The sequence below is a fragment of the Pseudoalteromonas espejiana DSM 9414 genome, assembly GCF_002221525.1.
Taxonomy (GTDB): domain Bacteria; phylum Pseudomonadota; class Gammaproteobacteria; order Enterobacterales; family Alteromonadaceae; genus Pseudoalteromonas; species Pseudoalteromonas espejiana.
This window is the reverse complement of sequence record NZ_CP011028.1, coordinates 770562-791125: the sequence shown is the minus strand read 5'-3', so window position 1 is coordinate 791125 and position 20564 is coordinate 770562. Positions and strand designations below refer to the sequence as shown.

General features: G+C 39.9%; 15 protein-coding genes and 1 tRNA gene. 8 read left to right on the top strand and 8 right to left on the bottom strand.

Features of this window, described 5'->3' with window-relative positions:
* The first annotated feature begins 36 nt into the window (after positions 1 to 36).
* Positions 37 to 756, top strand: coding sequence for a GDSL-type esterase/lipase family protein (locus PESP_RS03615; protein WP_089346804.1), 720 nt, complete (start codon positions 37 to 39; stop codon positions 754 to 756).
* Positions 753 to 1526, top strand: a complete 774-nt coding sequence (locus tag PESP_RS03610) for a polysaccharide deacetylase family protein (protein WP_089346803.1) — start codon at positions 753 to 755, stop codon at positions 1524 to 1526. Before PESP_RS03615 ends, PESP_RS03610 begins: the two co-directional genes overlap by 4 nt.
* Positions 1527 to 1894: 368 nt before the next feature.
* On the opposite strand, the gene PESP_RS03605 is transcribed toward PESP_RS03610, so the two are convergent.
* From PESP_RS03605 to PESP_RS03590, 4 genes are all read right to left on the bottom strand, one after another.
* Positions 1895 to 2887, bottom strand: coding sequence for a fatty acid desaturase (locus tag PESP_RS03605; RefSeq protein WP_089346802.1), 993 nt, complete (start codon positions 2885 to 2887; stop codon positions 1895 to 1897).
* 162 nt (positions 2888 to 3049) lie between these two features.
* Positions 3050 to 5482 carry an ABC transporter permease gene (locus PESP_RS03600; RefSeq protein WP_089346801.1) on the bottom strand — a complete coding sequence of 811 codons (2433 nt, stop codon included), beginning with the start codon at positions 5480 to 5482 and terminating at the stop codon, positions 3050 to 3052.
* An 81-nt stretch (positions 5483 to 5563) separates the two neighbouring features.
* Positions 5564 to 6298 (bottom strand): ABC transporter ATP-binding protein, encoded by a 735-nt coding sequence (locus tag PESP_RS03595; RefSeq protein ID WP_089346800.1) that lies wholly within the window; start codon positions 6296 to 6298, stop codon positions 5564 to 5566.
* A gap of 11 nt (positions 6299 to 6309) precedes the next feature.
* Positions 6310 to 7560 carry an efflux RND transporter periplasmic adaptor subunit gene (locus tag PESP_RS03590; RefSeq protein ID WP_089346799.1) on the bottom strand — a complete coding sequence of 417 codons (1251 nt, stop codon included), beginning with the start codon at positions 7558 to 7560 and terminating at the stop codon, positions 6310 to 6312.
* A 356-nt stretch (positions 7561 to 7916) separates the two neighbouring features.
* On the opposite strand from PESP_RS03590, the gene PESP_RS03585 reads away from it, so the two are divergent.
* Together PESP_RS03585 and PESP_RS03580 are read left to right on the top strand one after the other, a co-directional pair.
* Positions 7917 to 9266, top strand: coding sequence for a sigma-54-dependent transcriptional regulator (locus PESP_RS03585; RefSeq protein ID WP_089346798.1), 1350 nt, complete (start codon positions 7917 to 7919; stop codon positions 9264 to 9266).
* Positions 9263 to 10549, top strand: a complete 1287-nt coding sequence (locus tag PESP_RS03580) for a sensor histidine kinase (protein ID WP_089346797.1) — start codon at positions 9263 to 9265, stop codon at positions 10547 to 10549. Before PESP_RS03585 ends, PESP_RS03580 begins: the two co-directional genes overlap by 4 nt.
* A 156-nt stretch (positions 10550 to 10705) precedes the next feature.
* On the opposite strand, the gene PESP_RS03575 is transcribed toward PESP_RS03580, so the two are convergent.
* Positions 10706 to 10790 (bottom strand) — tRNA-Leu (locus PESP_RS03575).
* Between the two features lie 292 nt (positions 10791 to 11082).
* On the opposite strand from PESP_RS03575, the gene PESP_RS03570 reads away from it, so the two are divergent.
* Positions 11083 to 11583 (top strand): RDD family protein, encoded by a 501-nt coding sequence (locus tag PESP_RS03570; RefSeq protein ID WP_089346796.1) that lies wholly within the window; start codon positions 11083 to 11085, stop codon positions 11581 to 11583.
* A gap of 63 nt (positions 11584 to 11646) precedes the next feature.
* Here PESP_RS03570 and lptG read toward each other — a convergent pair whose 3' ends face one another.
* Complete coding sequence (gene lptG, locus PESP_RS03565; RefSeq protein WP_089346795.1) at positions 11647 to 12714, bottom strand: LPS export ABC transporter permease LptG; 1068 nt, start codon at positions 12712 to 12714, stop codon at positions 11647 to 11649.
* Positions 12711 to 13823, bottom strand: a complete 1113-nt coding sequence (lptF, locus tag PESP_RS03560; protein WP_089346794.1) for an LPS export ABC transporter permease LptF — start codon at positions 13821 to 13823, stop codon at positions 12711 to 12713. Before lptF ends, lptG begins: the two co-directional genes overlap by 4 nt.
* Positions 13824 to 14132: 309 nt before the next feature.
* On the opposite strand from lptF, the gene pepA reads away from it, so the two are divergent.
* From pepA to PESP_RS03545, 3 genes are all read left to right on the top strand, one after another.
* Positions 14133 to 15644 (top strand): leucyl aminopeptidase, encoded by a 1512-nt coding sequence (gene pepA / locus PESP_RS03555; protein WP_089346793.1) that lies wholly within the window; start codon positions 14133 to 14135, stop codon positions 15642 to 15644.
* Positions 15645 to 15805: 161 nt separating this feature from the next.
* A complete protein-coding gene (locus tag PESP_RS03550; RefSeq protein WP_089349094.1) occupies positions 15806 to 16252 on the top strand; it encodes a DNA polymerase III subunit chi in 447 nt (148 codons plus the stop codon).
* A 54-nt stretch (positions 16253 to 16306) separates the two neighbouring features.
* Entirely contained in the window at positions 16307 to 19162 is a 2856-nt protein-coding gene (locus PESP_RS03545; RefSeq protein WP_089346792.1) for a valine--tRNA ligase, read from the top strand.
* A gap of 112 nt (positions 19163 to 19274) precedes the next feature.
* Here the strand turns inward: PESP_RS03545 and PESP_RS03540 are convergent, their stop codons facing one another.
* Complete coding sequence (locus PESP_RS03540; RefSeq protein WP_089346791.1) at positions 19275 to 20513, bottom strand: outer membrane protein transport protein; 1239 nt, start codon at positions 20511 to 20513, stop codon at positions 19275 to 19277.
* Positions 20514 to 20564 lie beyond the last annotated feature (51 nt).

Below are 20564 nucleotides of genomic sequence, written 5' to 3'. Positions count from 1 at the left end.
ATTGCTAAGTTAGTATGTCTATAAGCGCAGCTTTTTATGAGTCATAAACCAAGTAGTACCACACACCAATACAGCATTTTTATATTAAGCACATTCATTATATGGGCTACTTTAATAAGCTTTAAAGCCAATGCTGAAACGCTAATTCCTTTTCAGTCCCAATGGTTAAAAAACCACTATAGTGAGCGCATAGCGCACTTTAAGCTGCAACCTTTGCGCAAAGGCGATATTGTTTTTATTGGTGATAGCATTACTGAGCAGGGATTAAATTGGGCCATTAGGTTTAACGACCTGCGCGTGAGAAACCGCGGTATTAGTGGCGATATGACCTACGGTGTTTTAGCGCGTTTAAACGAATTAAAAGCAGCCCCACCTAAAGCTATATTTTTAAAAATTGGCGTTAACGATATTTTTAATTTTCATTATATAAAGCAAGTTAAAAACCTATCGTCGGTAAGTGAAAATATAGAAAAAATAGTGACTCAGCTCAATAACTCGCTTCCTAATACACAAATTTATGTACAAAGTATTTTGCCCGATCATCGCGATTTTATAACGCAAATGGCGCAAACCGTTAACCAGCAAATTAAAACAATTAAGCACGCAAAATTTACCTATATAGACTTACACCCCGCATTTTTAAGCCCTCAAGGCACACTTAGTGAAACGCTAACTACCGATGGCACCCATTTAAACAAGGCAGGCTATGACCTTTGGGCTAAGCAACTTACACCAATAATGAAAACCTTAAAATGAAGAATTTATTAATTACTATATTAATGGCGGCAAGCTTTACGTGTGCAGCCAATAAGGCGCCTTTAAAAAGCTACCCTAACGGCGCGACTAAAGCCGTTATTTTTAGTTACGACGATGGCGTTACACAAGACAGAAAACTCGTGGAACTATTTAATAAGTACCAGGTTGTTGGCACATTTAATTTAAACTCAGGGTTATTTGCTAAAAAGCTACCGTGGATGAAAGCCTTTACCGGTAAAGCAGGCGAATATATTAAACAAAGTGAAGTAAAAGCGCTTTATATAGGCCATGAAATAGCAAGCCATAGTTACTCACACCCAGGCTTTGCGGGCTTAGATACTGCAGAGCTAAAATTACAACTAGCCCGTGATAAGCAAATTTTATCGCCAATTAAAGGCAGCCCTCTAAACTCATTTGCATACCCTTTAGGCTCATACGATAAAGCTGCGATGACACTAGTAAAGCAAGCTGGTTTTACTAACGCCCGAACAGTAAACGACACTCTTAATTTTAAACTCCCTACCAACTATATGGCGTGGAATCCAACCGTTCACCACTCAAACGCAATGCCATTAATCGAGCAATACTTAGCGCTAAACAGTAATGAACTCAGCGTAATGATGATTTGGGGCCATTCGTGGGAGTTTGATAAAAACGCAGAAAATAACAACTGGGATTACGCCGAAAAGCTCATTCAAACACTCTCATATAAAGATGATATTTGGTATGTATCGGCTGGAGAGTTCATCGCTTTTTTAGAGGGTAAGTAAGCTTGAAAAGCGCTAATTAAGCACTCGTGTAAACTTATTCAAATGTAATTAGAGTAATTAATTCATCCCTGAAGCAGTATCCATCGTTCATTCATGAACTCACTTTGAGTAACTGCGAAACTTCGTTTCGAAAGGGGATTTTGAATCTCCTATGCCTACCAATTTCATCATTTTTTTAATCTTCTAAACACTAGAAGATAAATAAAAACTACTTTATAGCTAAGGATTATTTATATGCCTTTGTCCCTATACAAAAAAATTTATACAAACAATAGTTTTAGCAGCAAGCGTTTTATAGCATTAGTAATTAAACCACTCATGTAATAATGTTTATCTGTTTTAACTGCATTAATTACACTTAGCTTTATCTAGCCTTTATAAGCGTTTGCATTTTTAATGCTGTCAAAATCATTAAAGCGCACGTTGTGTTGCGCCATTACTTTAAGTATTTTTTCACTTAGCATTTGGCGTAAATAAAATGGCTGATTTGGTACAAAGTGATGGATGGTATGCGTTTTACCAAAGTTAAAACAAAACAAGTGAAACGGCATAAACAAACTGCTTGTTAGTACATGAGTTTGCTCTAGCATATTATTAACGCCGCCATAGTAATGCATACTTGAAGTAACAAAATTAAGTGAGCTCGAACGGACAATGTTAGGCACAATCAGCACCACCATTAAAAACTCAAACACCGCCATCACATCTAACAGTAAAACCGGTGAGTTTGCTTCAAGTGGTACAAATAGATTAACTAAGTGAAAAATAATAACGGAGTATAAAACTGCAAAATATGCAGTAGTTACTGGGAACCCGGCATTAAATACTTTAAAAAAGCTAAAACCTTTAATTTCTTTACTAAAACGCTTTGTGTTAATGAGTAAACCAAGCAAGCCATCAACAATTACTAATGCACGTAAAAAAGAATTTTTAATACCGTTGCCGACTAAACGCTCTTCAAGATCTTGTTCAGTGCCCGAGGTTTTATGATGGTGTAAATGCATCTTGCGGCGATACCATGGGCTAATAGTATTTGGCCGCATTAACCATACTGTTAGCATCATAAGATTATGCATAAACGGCTGGTTACTAAAGTATTGTTTATGTATAAGGTCGTGTTCTAACTCATGGGAAATAGATGCGGCAATAGCCGCAAGCACTATACACAACCAAGCAGGTATTATGGCTAAATAATATAAAACCCCAACGCCAATAAGTACGAACAGCGACAGCAATAAAATGCTCAACCCTAAGGTATTTTGATGGGCAAGTAATGGATGCCTTTGACGAAGTGATGCTTCTTCTACCTTGATAGCTTTTACAATCGCTTGAATGTTCTGTTTGGCAGTTAATTGGGTCATATATAATGTCTTAAAAACCTTGTTGCGCAAATAATACCTGAATTAAGCGCAACATCGGAATAAAGCGGGAATAAAATTATTTATTAGCATCCCAGTTCGTTGGTTTTTAATTTGTAAGTGCTAGGGCCTGCTGCCAATTAAAAGCCATGCTGTGCAAAAGCTCTAGCTTTCGCTTTGTATACCTGAAATTGCTGGGCGCTTTAATTGTGCATTTAGAGGTAAGTAACATGCTATTGCACCAAGAGTTACTACAAATATTAGGGTAGTAAGGAATAATACTAGCTGAGTTAACGTAGGTACTGTATTAGCTATATTTTGTAATTGCTGTTGCAGTAAAAATAAAATGCCATCACTTAATAAAAACCCTATTAAAATAGCAGCACCACTTTGCTTAAATACTAATAAAAATAAATCTAGCGGTTTAGCACCTATACACAAACGAATACCAATTTCAGCGCGTCGTAACTGCACTGAGTAACGCATAATACTCACCAAGCCAATGCTGGTTAATACTATTGTCGCAACAATTAGCATTATCGTTGTAGCTGATACAACGTACTGTCGAAATAATGCAGTATCACGCTGAGAATTTAGCGACTCAAGTTTATGCACCGAAATACCTGTATCTATTTTTTGCAATAATGTATTGAGCGTTTGCTTTTTTAATTGTTGATTATTTTTGAGCTCTACAATAAATGAACGATACCCTTGGCGAGTCAAAAAGGCCTTTGGCTCTTTTAGTGCTTTTCCTGGAATTGGCATCGCCTTAACAATACCTATAATTGTTAAATCGTTTTCACGACCAGATGTAATATCAAAACTTAAGCGCATTCCTAACGCATTACCATCACTTGATAGCTGCTTAGCAAGTACATCATTGATAACTATTACATTAGCGTCACTTTTCACATCTTCAGTTGAAAAACTACGCCCTTGTAGTATGGGTTGTTTAAGCACTGAAAAATAATGCTCGTCAACGGCTTTGCCAAACGGGAGCACCAGTTTATTGTTCGCGACTTCAATGAGTGACCAGGTAATTAAATTATCATTGATAGGTGAAGATGAGCGGCTAATTTGAGCTACTTCTGGCAATAAAGCTATTTCATTAGCTGCTTGATTTAGTACTTGGTTTGCCTTTTCTCTGTCTGCTGATAAATAATTAGCTAAATTAATTTCAACACTCGTGAGTTGCTTAATAGGCAGTGTGAAAGCTTCTTTTATATTGGCGTTATTAACGTTGAAGATTAAAAGATTAATAAATAATAAGGTACATGTGATGGCGACCTGAAATGCCACCAAACTTTGCCAAATACGCTTACTTACCTGTACAGTTTTACCTTTTCCCGCTGACTTTAAGCCACCGATTAGTTCACGATAATTAATAATACGCGTACACAAATAGGCAAATAGAGTGCTCAGTATTAAACAGCTCAGTACCGCAATAAGTACTGAGGCCATATTAACCGACAACTCACTTGCTCGAGGTAATATAGCCTGAGCTAAATGACTCAATTCAGCCAAAATAACAGCGGATAAAGTAAGGCCTATAAAGCTTGCACTTCCTATTAATAATACAATTTCAAGCCAAAATAGTTTAAACAAAATAAACCGTGTTGCGCCTACAGCAGCACTTAGTGCTAAGGTATGCTTACGCGCTGCGGTTCGTACTATAAACACATTGCTAATGTTTACACACGCAATAATAACCAAACCTAGCACAGCTAAAATAAGCCAATAAATATTTTTCGGCGTTTCTTTTAATATTACATTTTGCAAGGAGTTAAGCTCAAGCTGAATATGCCAACCGGAAAAAAATGCCTCTGTTGTAATATGTTGTTGCCATACATTATCCACATACTGCGATAACGTTTTACTTGCTTGCTCAAGGCTTATATTACTTGGTAATTTAGCAACAAAATGACTGTCTGAATAACGATTCCACCAAAAAGGTTTGGCTTCTTCAGATGTTAAATTGTAATCCCAAGGCAGCCATATAGCCGTTTCTTGACCAGTTTTAATAAGCGCTGGAGCTTTAAAATTGGCAGCAGCTACACCAATAATTTTAAATTGTTGGCCTCCTACGCTCAGCCTTTGCCCAATAATATCTTCTTTACCAGCAAAGTCATTTATCCATGTTTGATAGCTGATCACTGCCACAGGGTTAAAGCTGTCTAATTTCTCTGTTTCACTAAAGCCTCGACCTAAATGCAACTTAATAGCAAATAAATCAAACCACTGCGGTGTTACAAATGACGTATTTACGATGGGTAAGCCAGCTACATCATCAAGGCGTTGTTGTGCGTAATACACCAAAGCGACTTGTTCAAATACGTTATGATTTTTATATAAATCAATTAGCGCAGGGTAATTAAATGCACGCGTATTAAGCGTCCCTGTTGAGTCTATTTGAGCGTACTCTGCTTTAACTAATCGCGTTTGATCAGGATAAGGGAGTGGCTTTATCAGCATAATATACGCAAGCGTCAGTACTGTAATTAACGCCGCCAAAACAATGCTCAAGGTTGCGACAACACTTACGCTATAAATTTTATGCTGTGTGATATTAAGCCATGCATTTTTAAAATTGTAAGTCATTACCCCACTCCTTTGAGTAATTGATTAATCGCGGTTTTTGGTTTAAATATTTTCATCTTATTCTCGCTGGTAAAGAGCTATCTAAGCGTTTAGTGGTTCTTTTACCGCTATTTCACCGAGTAATTCACCATCAAGAAGCTTTAACTGACGACTTGCCATATCGGCATAGCGAGGATCATGAGTTACCATGCAAATAGTTGTTCCACCATTATTTAAGTCAGTCAATATTTGCATTACTTGGTCGCCCGATTTTGAGTCAAGATTACCTGTTGGCTCATCCACCAGCAAAATTGTGGGCTCCGCCACCAAGGCACGCGCTATGGCAACACGTTGCTGCTGACCACCTGAAAGCTGGCTTGGTTTATGGCTCATTCGATGTCCAAGCCCTACCTTTTCAAGACACGCTTTTACTTTTTCAGCAATCTCATGCTTGCTTGGTTTAGAGTGATGGTAGCGAAGTGGCAATGCCACATTATCAAATACACTTAGTTCATCAATCAGGTTAAATGACTGAAAAATAAACCCTATTTTAGCGTTTCTAATTTCAGCAGCTTGATTCAATGTAAGCTTAGAAACATTCACACCATCAATAAAATATTCACCACTCGTTGGCATATCAAGTAAACCTAGGATTGATAATAATGTTGACTTTCCGCACCCAGATGGCCCAGATATAGACAAATATTCACCGCTGTAAACTTTCAATTCAATGCTGCGCAGCGCATAAGTTTGCAGCTCATCAGTTTCAAATACTTTACTAAGTCCCTTCATTTCTAGCACGGCACTTTTAAGGGCTTTATTTATTTGCTCTGCCATTGTGTTCATCCTTAATTTATGTGAATTGTTTGGTTAGTTTGAGTAAGGTTGGCTAAATCTGAAATGACCAACTGCTTGTCAGCAGCTACACCACTTAATACTTCAATATAACGTCCAGCTAAACGACCAAATTTCACTTTAACTAAACTTGCATCACCTGATATTGGATTAAGCTGATATAGCGCAACTTCGGTATATGGTTTAACGTTTGCCGGGCGCTCTATGAAGGTAACATTAGCGAGCTTTGCAACAATAATATTTGCATCAACACTTAGTTGCGGTCTCACGTTTTCGGGTAATATTTTAGGCAAAGCAAGCTCTACTTCTACCGTATTATTTACCACTACAGGGCTTATACGCGTAACGCGCGCATCAACTATACCTCGGCGTGTATCTACTTGTGCGACTTGGCCTAAGCTAATATCATCAACCTGATTTTGTGGAACTTGAATCAAAGCAATTAAGCCATCAACAGAGCCAATTAATGCAATTTCTTGCCCTGCGTTCACGCTTTGTCCAAGTTCTACAGGTAAGCGCTGTAACACACCATTTATTCCTGCTTTTATCGATAAATTAGTAAGCTTTGTTTGTGACATAACAACAATACCTTGCTGCTGTTTTATTTGCTCCAACTGAATACTTTGCGCCTCTTTATGCACTTCTTTTAACTGTTCTGCACGCTGCTTAGCAATTGCCAATTGCTGGCTAAGTTGCTGCTCGTCAAGCACACTACGCTGGTAATTTAAGGTTGATACAATCCCTTGCTCAACAAGGGCTTTTTCTGCCTTTAATTTTAATTTGGCATTTTCATACGCTGCATAACTTTGTGCCACATGGGAGCGCTCATTTAACAGCTCCCGCGTATTATTAAGCTTTATTTGGCGCAAGTTCGCATTCAATTTATTAAGCTCTTGCTCAGCACTTTGTAACTGTTGATCGAGCTCTGGGTTTGCAAGTTGCACTATCACGGAGTCACTACTTACAATAGCGCCAGGCTTTAATAAAATAGCTTTAACTGTGGCGGCTGATTTAGCTGTAAGCAACTGTTGCTGTGCCGATTTTAATTCTCCATAACCGGTCACTGTAATGTCTAGTGCACTTTGTTTTACCGTTTCAACAATAATATTACTACGCGAAACTGATACTCCAGATTCGTTACTTTGTTGATAAATAACCCCAATTATCACAATAACAGCAGAGGCTAAAATTAATTTTTGCCAAACAGCTAACGCTTTTGTGTTTGTCGTTTTTGCTATATCCATATTTCACTGCTTAATACTTTGTATGTTTAAGGTATAGCGAAACACGTGCCAACATTAAAAACTAAATAAATACATAAGATTAACTACAATATTACTTACTTTACCTAATAAATAGCAGCAATAGCGGACTCATCAGTGCCAATTTGAAACTCACAAACCTAATTTACAAATTTATATTTTTATTAACCTCCTTCGCAGTGCCGAAATCGAACCATCACAGTCCGATTTCGGACTAGTGCATGGATATTTAGCCCTATTTAGTTATTAACAGTTTGAAATTCAATAGATAAAAATCACTGGCATAGAAATCGCTTTACGCTACAATAATTTAGCTTATCCCTTTTACTTGGAAGTTTATGCCTGCCACTATTTTGATCATCGAAGATAGCCCCGAGATTCGTCTAAGCGCGCGATTTATTTTAGAAGATAGTGGTTATCTGGTGCTTGAATGCAGCGATCCTTTTGAGGCACAAGCATTGCTTGAAACAGACCAGGCTGTGAATCTAATTTTGCTCGATATGAATTTCTCGCGCGATACAACCTCTGGTAATGAAGGAATGGCTTTTTTACAGTATGTACAAAAAAAACAATTAGCGATTCCTGTTATAGCAATGACTGCCTGGTCAAGCGTTGACTTAGCTGTACGTGCAATGCAACAAGGGGCATGCGACTTTATTGAAAAACCTTGGCAAAATCAGCGACTATTAAAGTTACTTCAGCAACAGCTAACACTTAATGATCTCACTAAGAAAAATAAAAAGTTACAGCAGCAATTAAGCGATCATCCCTCACGACCTTTTATTTATAACTCAATAGCAATGCAACAACTGATTGGGCAGCTAGCAAAAGTAGCCAAAACTGATGCTAATATTTTACTAACCGGAGAAAATGGCACAGGTAAAAGTCAGTTAGCCCAATGGATACATCAACAATCAGCTCGTAAAACTCAGCCTTTTATTGCTGTAAATATGGGCGCAATTGTAGAGTCGTTATTTGAAAGTGAAATGTTTGGGCATAAAAAAGGGGCATTTACAGATGCCAAAAATGAACGTATTGGTCGCTTTGAACTCGCTGAGAATGGCAGTTTATTTCTAGATGAAATTGCTAATATTCCGCTACCCCAACAAGCTAAATTACTGCGAGTGCTTGAAAGTCAAGAATACGAAATGGTAGGTGCAAGTTACACTAAAAAAGCTAATGTTAGGCTTATAAGTGCGACCAATGGGGATTTTAGTAAACTCATCGCTAGTAGCGCATTTAGGGAAGATTTATATTACCGATTAAATACGCTTGAATTTGTTATTCCACCATTACGAGAACGTGTAGAGGATATAATCCCGCTATGTGAGCACTTTATAAGTCATCACGCCAAAAAGTATAATCATAATTTAATAAAGCTTACTGATTGTGCCAAACTTGCATTATTACACTACTCTTGGCCAGGCAATGTACGTGAGTTAAGCCACATTATTGAACGTGCTGTTTTATTAGCAACTACAGATACTTTAAGTGCGAGTCACCTTAACCTAAATAATAATCAAGCTAATAATACGCTACCGTTAATGACCCTAGAAAGCGCTGAACGCCAACTTATTGATTTAGCATTAAAACAAACTCAAGGTCACATTCCTAACGCTGCAAAGTTATTAGGGCTAGGTAAATCATCTATGTACCGTCGTCTTGAAAAGTACGGCATTACTGTATGAAAGCACGCTGGCTTTTTAGCTCTTCATTAGAGCGCAGTTTAATAAGCTTTGCTGCACTAAGCGGTTGTTTATCTGCACTTGGTTGCTACTTCATTAGCCAATACTTTACCTTGTCGACAGCAACTTCAGTAGCAATTACAGTGCTATTTTTAATTATTTATTTTAAGTTGTTTATGAGTACTTATAACAAAATTATAAGTAGCTTTAATCGTAACCATGCTCACCTAGATGCTATTTTGAATGAGGATTACAACCAACTCGTTAAACCAAGTTACCAAATTGGATGCATTAAGCAATTACAACAAAGCTTAATTACTTTAAGTGAAGAATTATTTAAGAAAAAATCACGTTATGATCAGCATGTATTTTTGGTATATCAGCTAATTGAGCACTTTAATGTACCAATAATGGTGCTCGATCAAAACAACAAACTAAGTTACGCCAACAACGCATATAGCGAATTTAAAAATACGCCATGGCAAACTCTGCGCTACTCAAGCGCAGAGGCATTAGGACTTATAAAGCACGATACTAATTGGCAACTTAGCGATGCGATTACTGCGCAGCAATGGCAAATACGCCACAGTGAATTTATAGAGCAAGGCAGTTGCCATCAACTTATTGTAATGATTAATATCACCTCTGCTCTTCGTGAAAGCCAACTACAAGCATGGCAGCAAATAATTCGCGTACTCGGCCACGAAATTCGTAATTCGCTTACTCCAGTGATTGGTATGGCTGAAAACCTCGCAATAAAGCTTACCGAACCACGTCAAGCCCAAGCATTAACCGTAATAAGTGAGCGTTGTAATCACCTAAATGAGTTTGTAACCCGTTATGGTGATATAAATAAAGCCCTTTCACTCAATATTGTTAGCATAAATAGTAAGGCTTTTTTCAATCAAGTTTGCGCTATTTACCCTGAGGTTGAGTTTACTCGTAGCATTAACTGCTCAACTTTTAATGCCGATCGTGCATTTTTAAATCAAGTAATTATTAACCTGATAAAAAATGCCATAGAAGCCAGCTCCAGCCCGGTTAAAATAGCATTAAAAATTATTAGCACGCAAAACTCGGTGAACTGCATTACCATCTCTGACAACGGACATGGCCTTGCAAATCCAGACAATATATTTGTACCTTTTTATACAACTAAACAACAAGGCCAAGGCATTGGACTCAGTTTTTGCCGTAACGTGATTGAACAACACAAAGGCAGTTTGAGTTTAGTAAATAGAGATGACAGCAAAGGCGTCGTAGCTACAATTTTACTGCCAATATAGTAGATTTAAGCAACTATGATATTTCGCTTCGGTTCATTCTCACCTAGCAGATGGACTGTGGCTAATATTAGCGCCACTTGAGTGGTGATCGAGTCCGCCGTCACAAATTTCGGGCATAAAAAAACCTCTGCTAAAACTAGCAGAGGTTATAAAAAGTGGTACCAGCGGCCGGGCTCGAACCGGCACGCCTTTCGGCAGGGGATTTTGAATCCCCCATGTATACCAATTTCATCACGCTGGCATCATTTTTCTTTAACCTTCTAAACACGAGAAGATAAAGAAAAACCACTTTAGAGCTCAGGATTATTTATGTGCCTTCGTCTCTATGCCAAGCATTATACAAACAATAGGGTTAGCAGCAAGCGTTTTATGACATTAGCATGATCAACCGCTCAACATTTAGGCAACCCCTAATAATTATGATTAACTGCTTAGCCCCTAAATGCACAAAAGAATAGCGCTAAACTATAGCACTTAGTATTTGTACGCTTTTTTGCTAAACTAGCGCGCATATTAATAGTGAGAGTATATTTATGTCGGGTGAGTTTCCACGTGCTGGGTTTTGGCGCCGTTTTGCATCGTTAGTTTACGATACGTTAGCCATTGTTGCGTTTGCTATGTTAACGGTAGTGCTCTATTTATTTGCTGTACAAGGGCTTATTATCCTTGATGTTATTAGTTTAAATGGGGCTGAGGATGTATCGGCACTTATTCAAGATTCGTTATTGCTCTCAAGCGTTCGCAGCGCCCTACTTGTTATTGTTACTTTGGTGTTTTTTGGCTACTTTTGGACTAAAAGCGGGCAAACAATTGGTATGCGTGCATGGCGTTTAAAAGTACAAACCCTTGAGGGGAATTTAATTAGCTGGCCGCAATCACTCGTTCGCAGCCTGTGTGCATTACTCGGCTTAGGTAATTTAGTGGTATTAATAGATTTTAAAAATAAAAAAGCACTGCAAGATTACCTATCTAAAACCGAAGTCATTACACTCACAAAAGAAGAAAACAAACGTATTTACCGCGAGCTTGATTAGTAAAGAAACTAAAAGCAACAAGGGTGACCATTGGTCACCCTTTTTTAATGCCTTACTCGCTGGCTATACTTTTTTATTCATTAAGTAAGTAGCAAAGCTTATAAATATAATACTAGGTAGGACCGCACCTATAATGGCCGGGATTTGGTAAACCATCACCACTGGGCCAAATATTTCGTTAGTTAGGTGAAATATGATCCCCGTTACTACGCCCATAATTATGCGTGCGCCCATAGTTACAGTACGCAGTGGGCCAAATATAAACGACAGCGCTACCAGTAGCATAACTGCAACCGATACCGGCTGCATGAGCTTGCGCCATAAGGCTAGCTCATAGGTGCTAGTATCTTGCTCATTTTGTTTTAAATACCCTAAGTACGACCAAAGCCCAGTAAAGGAAAGCGACTCAGGCTTTACCGATACGACCCCTAGCTTTTCAGCGGTTAATTGCGACGGGTAAAACTCTTCATCTATGTGTTCACTGCTTATTTGCTCGTCGCTTATATGTACTTTATTTACATCGCGCAGTAACCAACCTTCGTCACGCCCAAGCGCAACTTTAGCTTTAGTTATTTGTGTTAAATCGAGTGACTTATCAAAATGGTACATATGCACGCCATTTAAGCGCCCGCTTTGGTCTACATCTTCAATATTAATAAAGTTATTGCCATCTTTAGCCCATACACCTTTTTGCGCGTTGAACACATCGCCGCCATGTATTGCCTGGTTACGCATTTCTTTTGCGTGTTGTTGCGCCTCGGGTGCGCCCCACTCACCCAGAGCCATCATACAAATGGCCATGAATACGGCGGTTTTCATCACTGAGCCAATAATTTGTAATCGCGACATACCTGCCGACTGCATTACTACCAGCTCACTGTTAGAGGCTAAAGCGCCTAATCCTGTTAAGCCACCAATGAGCGCCGCCATAGGGAAAAATATAACTAAATCACCAGGAATACTATAAAGCGTATAAAGCATGGCGGTCATTAAATCGTAACTACCGCGCCCTACTGATTTTAACTGCTCTATAAATTTAATTAAGGTGCTAATACCGGCAAGTACTAACAGTGCAAAACCTGTGGTTTGTAAAATACTGCGCCCTAGGTACCAATCAAGTGTTTTCATCATGCGCTTAGCTCCCGTTTTGTCACAACGGCTTTAAGCCATGCACCTAATGGGCGGCCTTTAATTATTAATAAACTACCAATAAATAAGGCACTTAAATGTATCCACCACAGGCCAATTGACGGCGGAATTTTACCATCTTCCACTGCAAATTTAGCAGCGTTAAGCAATATAAAGTAACCTAAATATAAGCTAATGGCGGGTACTAGTTTAGCAAATTTACCTTGGCGAGGATTCACCACACTTAAAGGCACGGCAATTAACGTAAGTAGCGGTATAGACAGCGGTATAGCAATACGCCATTGCCACTGTGCAATAGACTCAGAAGTATTTAACGGCAATAGTTGGTTTGTGGGTATTGCCTCTAATTTACGACGTTGATGCTCTATTTCTTGTTCGCGTATTTGTACGCTGTAGCCATCAAATTGCGTTAAATTAAGCGCAGGTGTTTCACCGTCGGTTTCGTAGCGTTTGCCATCGGTAAGTACTAATTGTTGCTCGCCATTTACAGCCTCTACTACGACGCCTTGCTCGGCGTAAACTAAACGCGCTAGGTCGTCTTTTTCGGTATCGGGCAGCTGTGCAACAAATACTTTGTTGAGCTCTTTACCGCCGTTTTCAATGTTATGAATAAACACCACGGCTTTTTCATTACCCGTTTGCTGGAACCGCCCAGCCCTGAGCGCTGATAAGCCTGCATCGGCTTTGGCTTGTTCTTTTAATTGGTACTCTTGCTCGCTGGCCCACGGCGCAAGGTACATTGTCAGTGAGGCTGCCAATATAGCTAAACCCACACTAGAAATAAGCGTAACACGCACTACATACCATTCACTTACACCACAGGCTTTAAGCACGGTCATTTCACTGTCGGCGTAAATACGGCTATAAGCTAAAATAATGCCTAAAAAAATACTTAATGGCAGGATTAACGAGGCCAATTGCGGCAATTTAAGCGCAATCATCGATAATACTAATTTGGCAGGAATGCTCCCTTCTGAGGCATCACCTAAAATAACCACAAACTTTTGTGACACAAAAATGGTCATTAGAGTTAAAAATACGGCGACCTGCGATTTTAAAACCTCAGCGGTCAAATAACGAAAAATAAGCAATGCTCGCCCCTGTTAAACATAGAATTTCACTACAATAGTGATAATTTGATAATAAAGTAGCTATTTTACTCAGTTTTATCTGGTAAATAAGCCATTATTATAAGCTAACAAAATTAATTATCCTACCTAAGTGCAAGATATATTGTTGCATTAGTAGCCCTTAAACATATAAAGTTCAATTACACAGTAAGAGTCAGAAAAAATCAGCTAAAATTAAGATTATCTCTACATAAGTTACGTAGCTAGGACTAGATTTTCTTTTTTTAGCCCCAATTTAATAACGTAAATGACTCACAACCAGGAGTGACAATGGAATTTAACGTAAAAAGTGGTAGCCCAGAAAAACAACGCAGCGCGTGTATCGTCGTTGGCGTTTACGAACCACGTAGGTTATCCCCCATTGGTGAACAACTCGATAAAATCAGCGATGGTTATATCTCAAATTTATTACGCCGTGGCGATTTAGAAGGCAAGCCAGGGCAAGTTTTATTATTGCACCATGTACCTAATGTTTTAAGCGAGCGCGTATTGCTTGTTGGCTGTGGTAAAGAGCGTGAGCTTGACGATAAGCAATATAAACAAATTATTTCTAAAACAATTAATACCTTAAACGAAACCGGTTCAATGGAAGCGGTATGCTTTTTAACAGAGCAGCACGTTAAAGGCCGCGATACCTACTGGAAAGTGCGCCAAGCAGTAGAAACAACGCAAGATTGCTTATACACATTTAACCAATTAAAAAGCAAAAAAGTAGACCCTCGTCGCCCGCTTCGTAAAATTGTGTTTAATGTACCTACACGCCGCGAACTTACTATCGGCGAAAGCGCAATTGAGCACGGCCTTGCAATAGCCGCAGGTAGCAAGCTATGTAAAGACGTAGCAAACATGCCACCTAATATTTGTAACCCTGCGTATTTAGGCGAGCAAGCGCAAGAGCTAGCTACTAATTTTGATAACATTACTGTTGATATTATTGGCGAAGAAAAAATGGCAGAGCTTGGTATGAATTCATACTTAGCTGTAGGCCGTGGTAGTGACAACGAATCGGTTATGTCGGTTATTAACTACAAAGGCGCAGCTGATGACCAAGCGCCAATTGTACTTGTTGGTAAAGGTTTAACGTTTGACTCGGGCGGTATTTCAATTAAACCTGGCGAAGCCATGGACGAAATGAAATACGACATGGGTGGCGCAGCAGGTGTTATTGGTGCAATGCGTGCACTTGCGCAAATGCAGCTACCTATTAACGTAATTGGCGTTTTAGCCGGCTGTGAAAACATGCCAAGCTCTAACGCGTATCGCCCAGGTGATATTTTAACAACTATGTCGGGCCAAACCGTTGAAGTACTTAATACTGATGCTGAAGGGCGTTTAGTATTATGTGATGCACTTACTTACGTTGAGCGCTTTGACCCAGATACAGTCATTGACGTAGCCACACTAACAGGTGCATGTATTGTTGCTCTTGGTGCACATGCTACAGGTTTACTGTCAAATCATAATCCACTAGCCCATGACTTATTAAAAGCGTCTGAGCAAAGTGGCGACCGTGCATGGCAGTTACCGCTGTGGGATGACTATCAAGATCAACTAGATAGCCCGTTTGCTGATTTTACAAACTTAGGCGGGCGCTCTGCAGGTACTATTACCGCAGCGTGTTTCTTATCTAAGTTTACTAAAAAGTATAACTGGGCACATTTAGATGTAGCCGGTACAGCCTGGCGCAGTGGCGCTAAAAAAGGCGCAACGGGTCGCCCTGTTCCTATGCTTACTCAGTATTTATTAAACCGCGCCGGCGTAAGCGAAGCCGCACACGATTAATAACTTGCAAAGCTTATATTAAGGCGCCATTTGGCGCCTTTTTTATTGCTGTATTTATTAGCGTATTAATTGAAGCAAACCCGGTTATATGGCAAAATCTGCCTCTTAATTTATGTGTATTAACTATGTGCACATTCAATGTCATGGGAAACCCCGATACAATGAACATGAATGCTCAATTTTTCGTTCTAAAGCAACAAGATGAATCAAAAGCTAAGCCTGATGATCATTTTGCTTTAGCAGCTCAAATTGCCGCACAGCAGTATCGTTCGGGAAACCGTGTGTTTATTTTTGTTGATAACGAACACACCGCCTATGCCATTGACGAAACCCTTTGGGCATTTGATCCCGACAGTTTTGTGCCCCACAACCTACAAGGCGAAGGCCCAAAAGCCGGCGCACCAGTAGAAATAGGCACCACGCCCCCTGTTGGCAAACGTAACGTTTTAATTAACTTAGCTAATAATCTACCCGATTTTATTAGACGCTTTAGCCAAGTTTTTGATTTTGTACCAGTAGAGTCTGTAGCTAAACAAGCCGCTCGCGAGCGCTTTAAAAAGCTGCGCCAACTTGGTGCCAATATCAACACGCAAGATATAAATAGCTAGCCGTTTAGGAAAAGCTAACCAACTAATTTAAGTACTTATTTAAGGTTCTGTGTAATGGATAAAACCTACAATCCGCAAGATATTGAACAGTCGCTATACCAAGACTGGGAACAAAAAGGCTACTTTAAGCCATCTGGCCAAGGCGTACCGTATTCAATTATGATCCCGCCGCCAAATGTTACTGGTAGCTTACACATGGGCCACGCCTTCCAAGATACAATAATGGATACCCTAACGCGTTTTAAACGTATGCAAGGTAACAACACATTATGGCAAGTAGGTACTGACCACGCAGGTATTGCAACGCAAATGTTGGTTGAGCGTAAACTGCATGCTGAAGAAGGTAAAACACGCCACGATTTAGGCCGCGAAGATTTTATTAATAAAATCTGGGAATGGAAAAACGAATCTGGTGGCACAATTACAAAGCAGCTTCGTCGCCTTGGCGCATCAGTTGATTGGGACCGTGAACGTTTTACTATGGACGATGGCCTATCTGAAGCCGTTAAAGAAGTGTTTGTACGCCTTCACAAAGAAAACCTAATTTATCGTGGTAAGCGCTTAGTAAACTGGGATCCAAAATTACACACCGCTATTTCAGACCTTGAAGTTGAAAACAAAGACAAACAAGGTCACATGTGGAACTTACGTTACCCATTAGCCGATGGCGTTAAAACACAAGACGGTAAAGACTACATTGTAGTGGCGACTACGCGCCCAGAAACCATGCTAGGTGACTCAGGTGTTGCAGTAAACCCAGATGACGAGCGCTACACAGATTTAATTGGTAAAGACATTTTATTACCTATCGTTAATCGTCGTATTAAAATTGTTGCCGATGAACATGCCGATAAAGACAAAGGCACAGGTTGTGTAAAAATAACCCCAGCGCACGACTTTAACGATAACGAAGTTGGCAAGCGTCATCAAATGCCAATGATCAACATTTTCGATAAAGACGCCGCAATTTTAACGCAAGGTGAAACATACACCTTTGACGGTAAAGAGCTTGTATTTGACGCGCCAATTCCTGGGCGCTTACACGGCCTAGACCGCTTTGCTGCACGTAAAGCCATTGTGACTGAATTTGAAGAGCTTGGCCTACTTGAAAAAATTGAAGATCATGGCCTAACTGTTCCATACGGCGACCGCTCTGGTGTGGTTATTGAGCCACTGCTTACCGACCAATGGTATGTACGTGTTGCCCCTCTTGCTGAACCTGCAAAAGACGCGGTTAAAAACGGCGATATTCAATTTGTTCCTAAGCAATACGAAAACATGTACTTTTCGTGGATGAACGACGTACAAGATTGGTGTATTTCACGCCAGCTTTGGTGGGGTCACCGTATTCCAGCTTGGTACGACAGCGAAGGTAACGTATACGTTGGCCGCGATGAAGCAGAAGTACGCCGCGACAACAACATTGCAGATGATGTTGCGCTAAGCCAAGACGAAGATGTACTTGATACCTGGTTCTCGTCTGCGCTTTGGACGTTCTCAACGCAAGGTTGGCCAGAAAATACCGATGATTTAAAAACCTTCCACCCGTCTGACGTGTTGGTAACAGGTTTTGATATTATCTTTTTCTGGGTTGCGCGCATGATCATGATGACGCTGCACTTTATAAAAGATGAAAACGGCAAACCACAAGTGCCGTTTAAAACCGTCTATGTAACGGGCCTAATACGTGATGACAACGGCGATAAAATGTCTAAGTCAAAAGGTAACGTACTTGACCCGCTAGATATGATTGACGGCATTGAGCTTGAAGACTTAGTACAAAAGCGTACTGGCAACATGATGCAGCCTAAACTTGCTGCAAAAATAGAAAAAGATACGCGTAAAGTATTTGCAAACGGTATTGAAGCACACGGTACCGACGCGCTTCGCTTTACCCTTGCAGCAATGGCATCTACCGGCCGTGATATTAACTGGGACATGAACCGCCTTGAAGGTTACCGTAACTTCTGTAATAAACTATGGAACGCGAGTCGTTACGTATTAATGAACACAGAAGAGCAAGACTGTGGTTTTGCAAGCGATGCTGAAAAAGAGTTTTCATTAGCTGATCGTTGGATTTTAGGCCAATTTGAATCAACCGTTAAAACCTATACTGAGCACCTTGATAACTACCGCTTTGATTTAGCTGCAAACACACTTTACGAATTCACATGGAACCAGTTCTGTGATTGGTACTTAGAGCTAACTAAACCTGTATTATTCAAAGGCAGTGAAGCACAACAACGTGGTACGCGTAACACGCTAATTACCGTGCTTGAAAGCTTACTGCGCTTAATGCACCCAATGATGCCATACATCACAGAAACAATTTGGCAACGCGTAGCACCACTTGCTGGCCTTGAAACAGCCGGCACGAGTATTATGGTACAAGGCTTCCCTGTTTATAATGAAGCAAACGTTGATGCACAAGCGATGGACGATTTAGAATGGGTTAAACAATTCATTTTAGCAATTCGTGTTATTCGCGGTGAAATGGATATTAGCCCAAGCAAACCGCTTAGCGTGCTACTTGCTAACGCTTCAAGCGATGACGAGCGCCGTATTAACGAGAACGAAGCGTTTATAGCCTCACTTGCTAAAATTGAAGCATTCACTTTGCTTGATAACAAAGACGGGGCACCTGCGTGTGCAACCTCTTATGTTGGTAACCTTGAAATTATGATCCCAATGGCGGGCTTAATTGATGTTGAAGCCGAGCTTGCACGTATTAACAAGCAACTCGAAAAAGCAGAAAAAGGCCTAGCACAAGTGCAAAACAAACTAGCAAACGAAAAGTTTGTAAACAATGCACCAGAGGCTGTACTTGCAAAAGAAAACGCTAAATTAGCTGAGTTCACTGATGCTAAAACTAAGCTACTTGAGCAAAAAACTAAAATAGAAAGTTTATAGTTTTAGTTATTATGCCTATTAACACTATTTAATAGGCATAAAAAAGCCGCTCACTTTAATTAAAGTGAGCGGCTTTTTTGTGCCCTGTGATTAACCACAAGGCATGTCTACATTAGAACTTGTAGTTGTACTGAGCGCCAAGTAATACTGCATGGCCTTTAGATTCAAAGCCCCACTCGCTGCGAGAGTCATCAGTTTCAGTAAAGTTTTGTGTTTTACCACGGATAATACTTACACCTAGATCAACGTTAGAATTTTGGTCTATTGTGTAGTTACCACCAAACGAGAACCAAAAACGGTCCGTATCTGGAATTGAGATTGATAAATGGTTTTTTGAAACTGGCGATTCATCAAATGCTACACCAGCACGAAGGAGTAAGTCTTTGTTATATTGGTAATCTGTACCGATAGAGTAACGAAGAGCGTCTGAGAAGTTTTCTGTTTTTTCAAATCCTTGCTCTGGCGGCAAACCTACTTCTGCTTCTAATTTGTCAAAACTACTCCAACCTGTCCACAATACGCTGTAGTGTAAACCTAATTTTTCATCTAACTGGTGTGAACCAGAAAACTCGGCAATAGCTGGTAATGTAACATCAACAGACCCAGAACGCTCAGCAATACCACGGGCAGTACTTGAATAAGTCCCCTCGAATGTAATATCAGTTTCTGTACGGTAATTAAAACCAAAGCGACTATTTTCATCTAATTGATACATCAAGCCAACGTTTAAGCCGTAGCCAGTATCATCACCTTCTAAGTCAACCACATTTGTTGAGAATGGGCTCCTAGGATTAGCACCTACATTTCGTATTATCGTTGCATCCGCATAAATGTAGTTTAAACCAATACCAAAGCTAAATTGCTCTGATACTTTGTATGCAACGCTTGCATTTAGGTTAACAGTAAAAATTTCTGTCTCGCCAGCAATCTGACCTGCCGCGTAATCATCGTCGAACTCTGTAGATAAACCAAAGTTAGAAAAAGCACCAAAACCAAGTGATACTTTATCGTTGTATGGCATAGTGAAGTAAGCTGCTGGTATCACAGCACTTGGTGCAATGCTATCGTCATCTAATGATGACTCATCAATACCTGCCGGAGCACTTTCACCCTCTAAGCTAACATCGGGAATTACACCGATAGCAGCAACACTTAGTTGCTTATCTTTAAAAAGCGTCATTAAAGCTGGGTTGCGAGCAACAACTGAAGCGTCGTCAGCGATAGATGCTTCACCGGCGTATGCGCGGCCAAGGCCTGATGCGTTTTGCTCAGCTAACTGAAACGCAGCAGCAAATGTATCTGCAGATACTAACGCAAGCGAAGCTGCGATTAGAGTTTTAGTAAATTTCATTGTTAAGTCCTTAACCAAACTGCTGTTTGGGTATCTATGTGTTGTTATTAG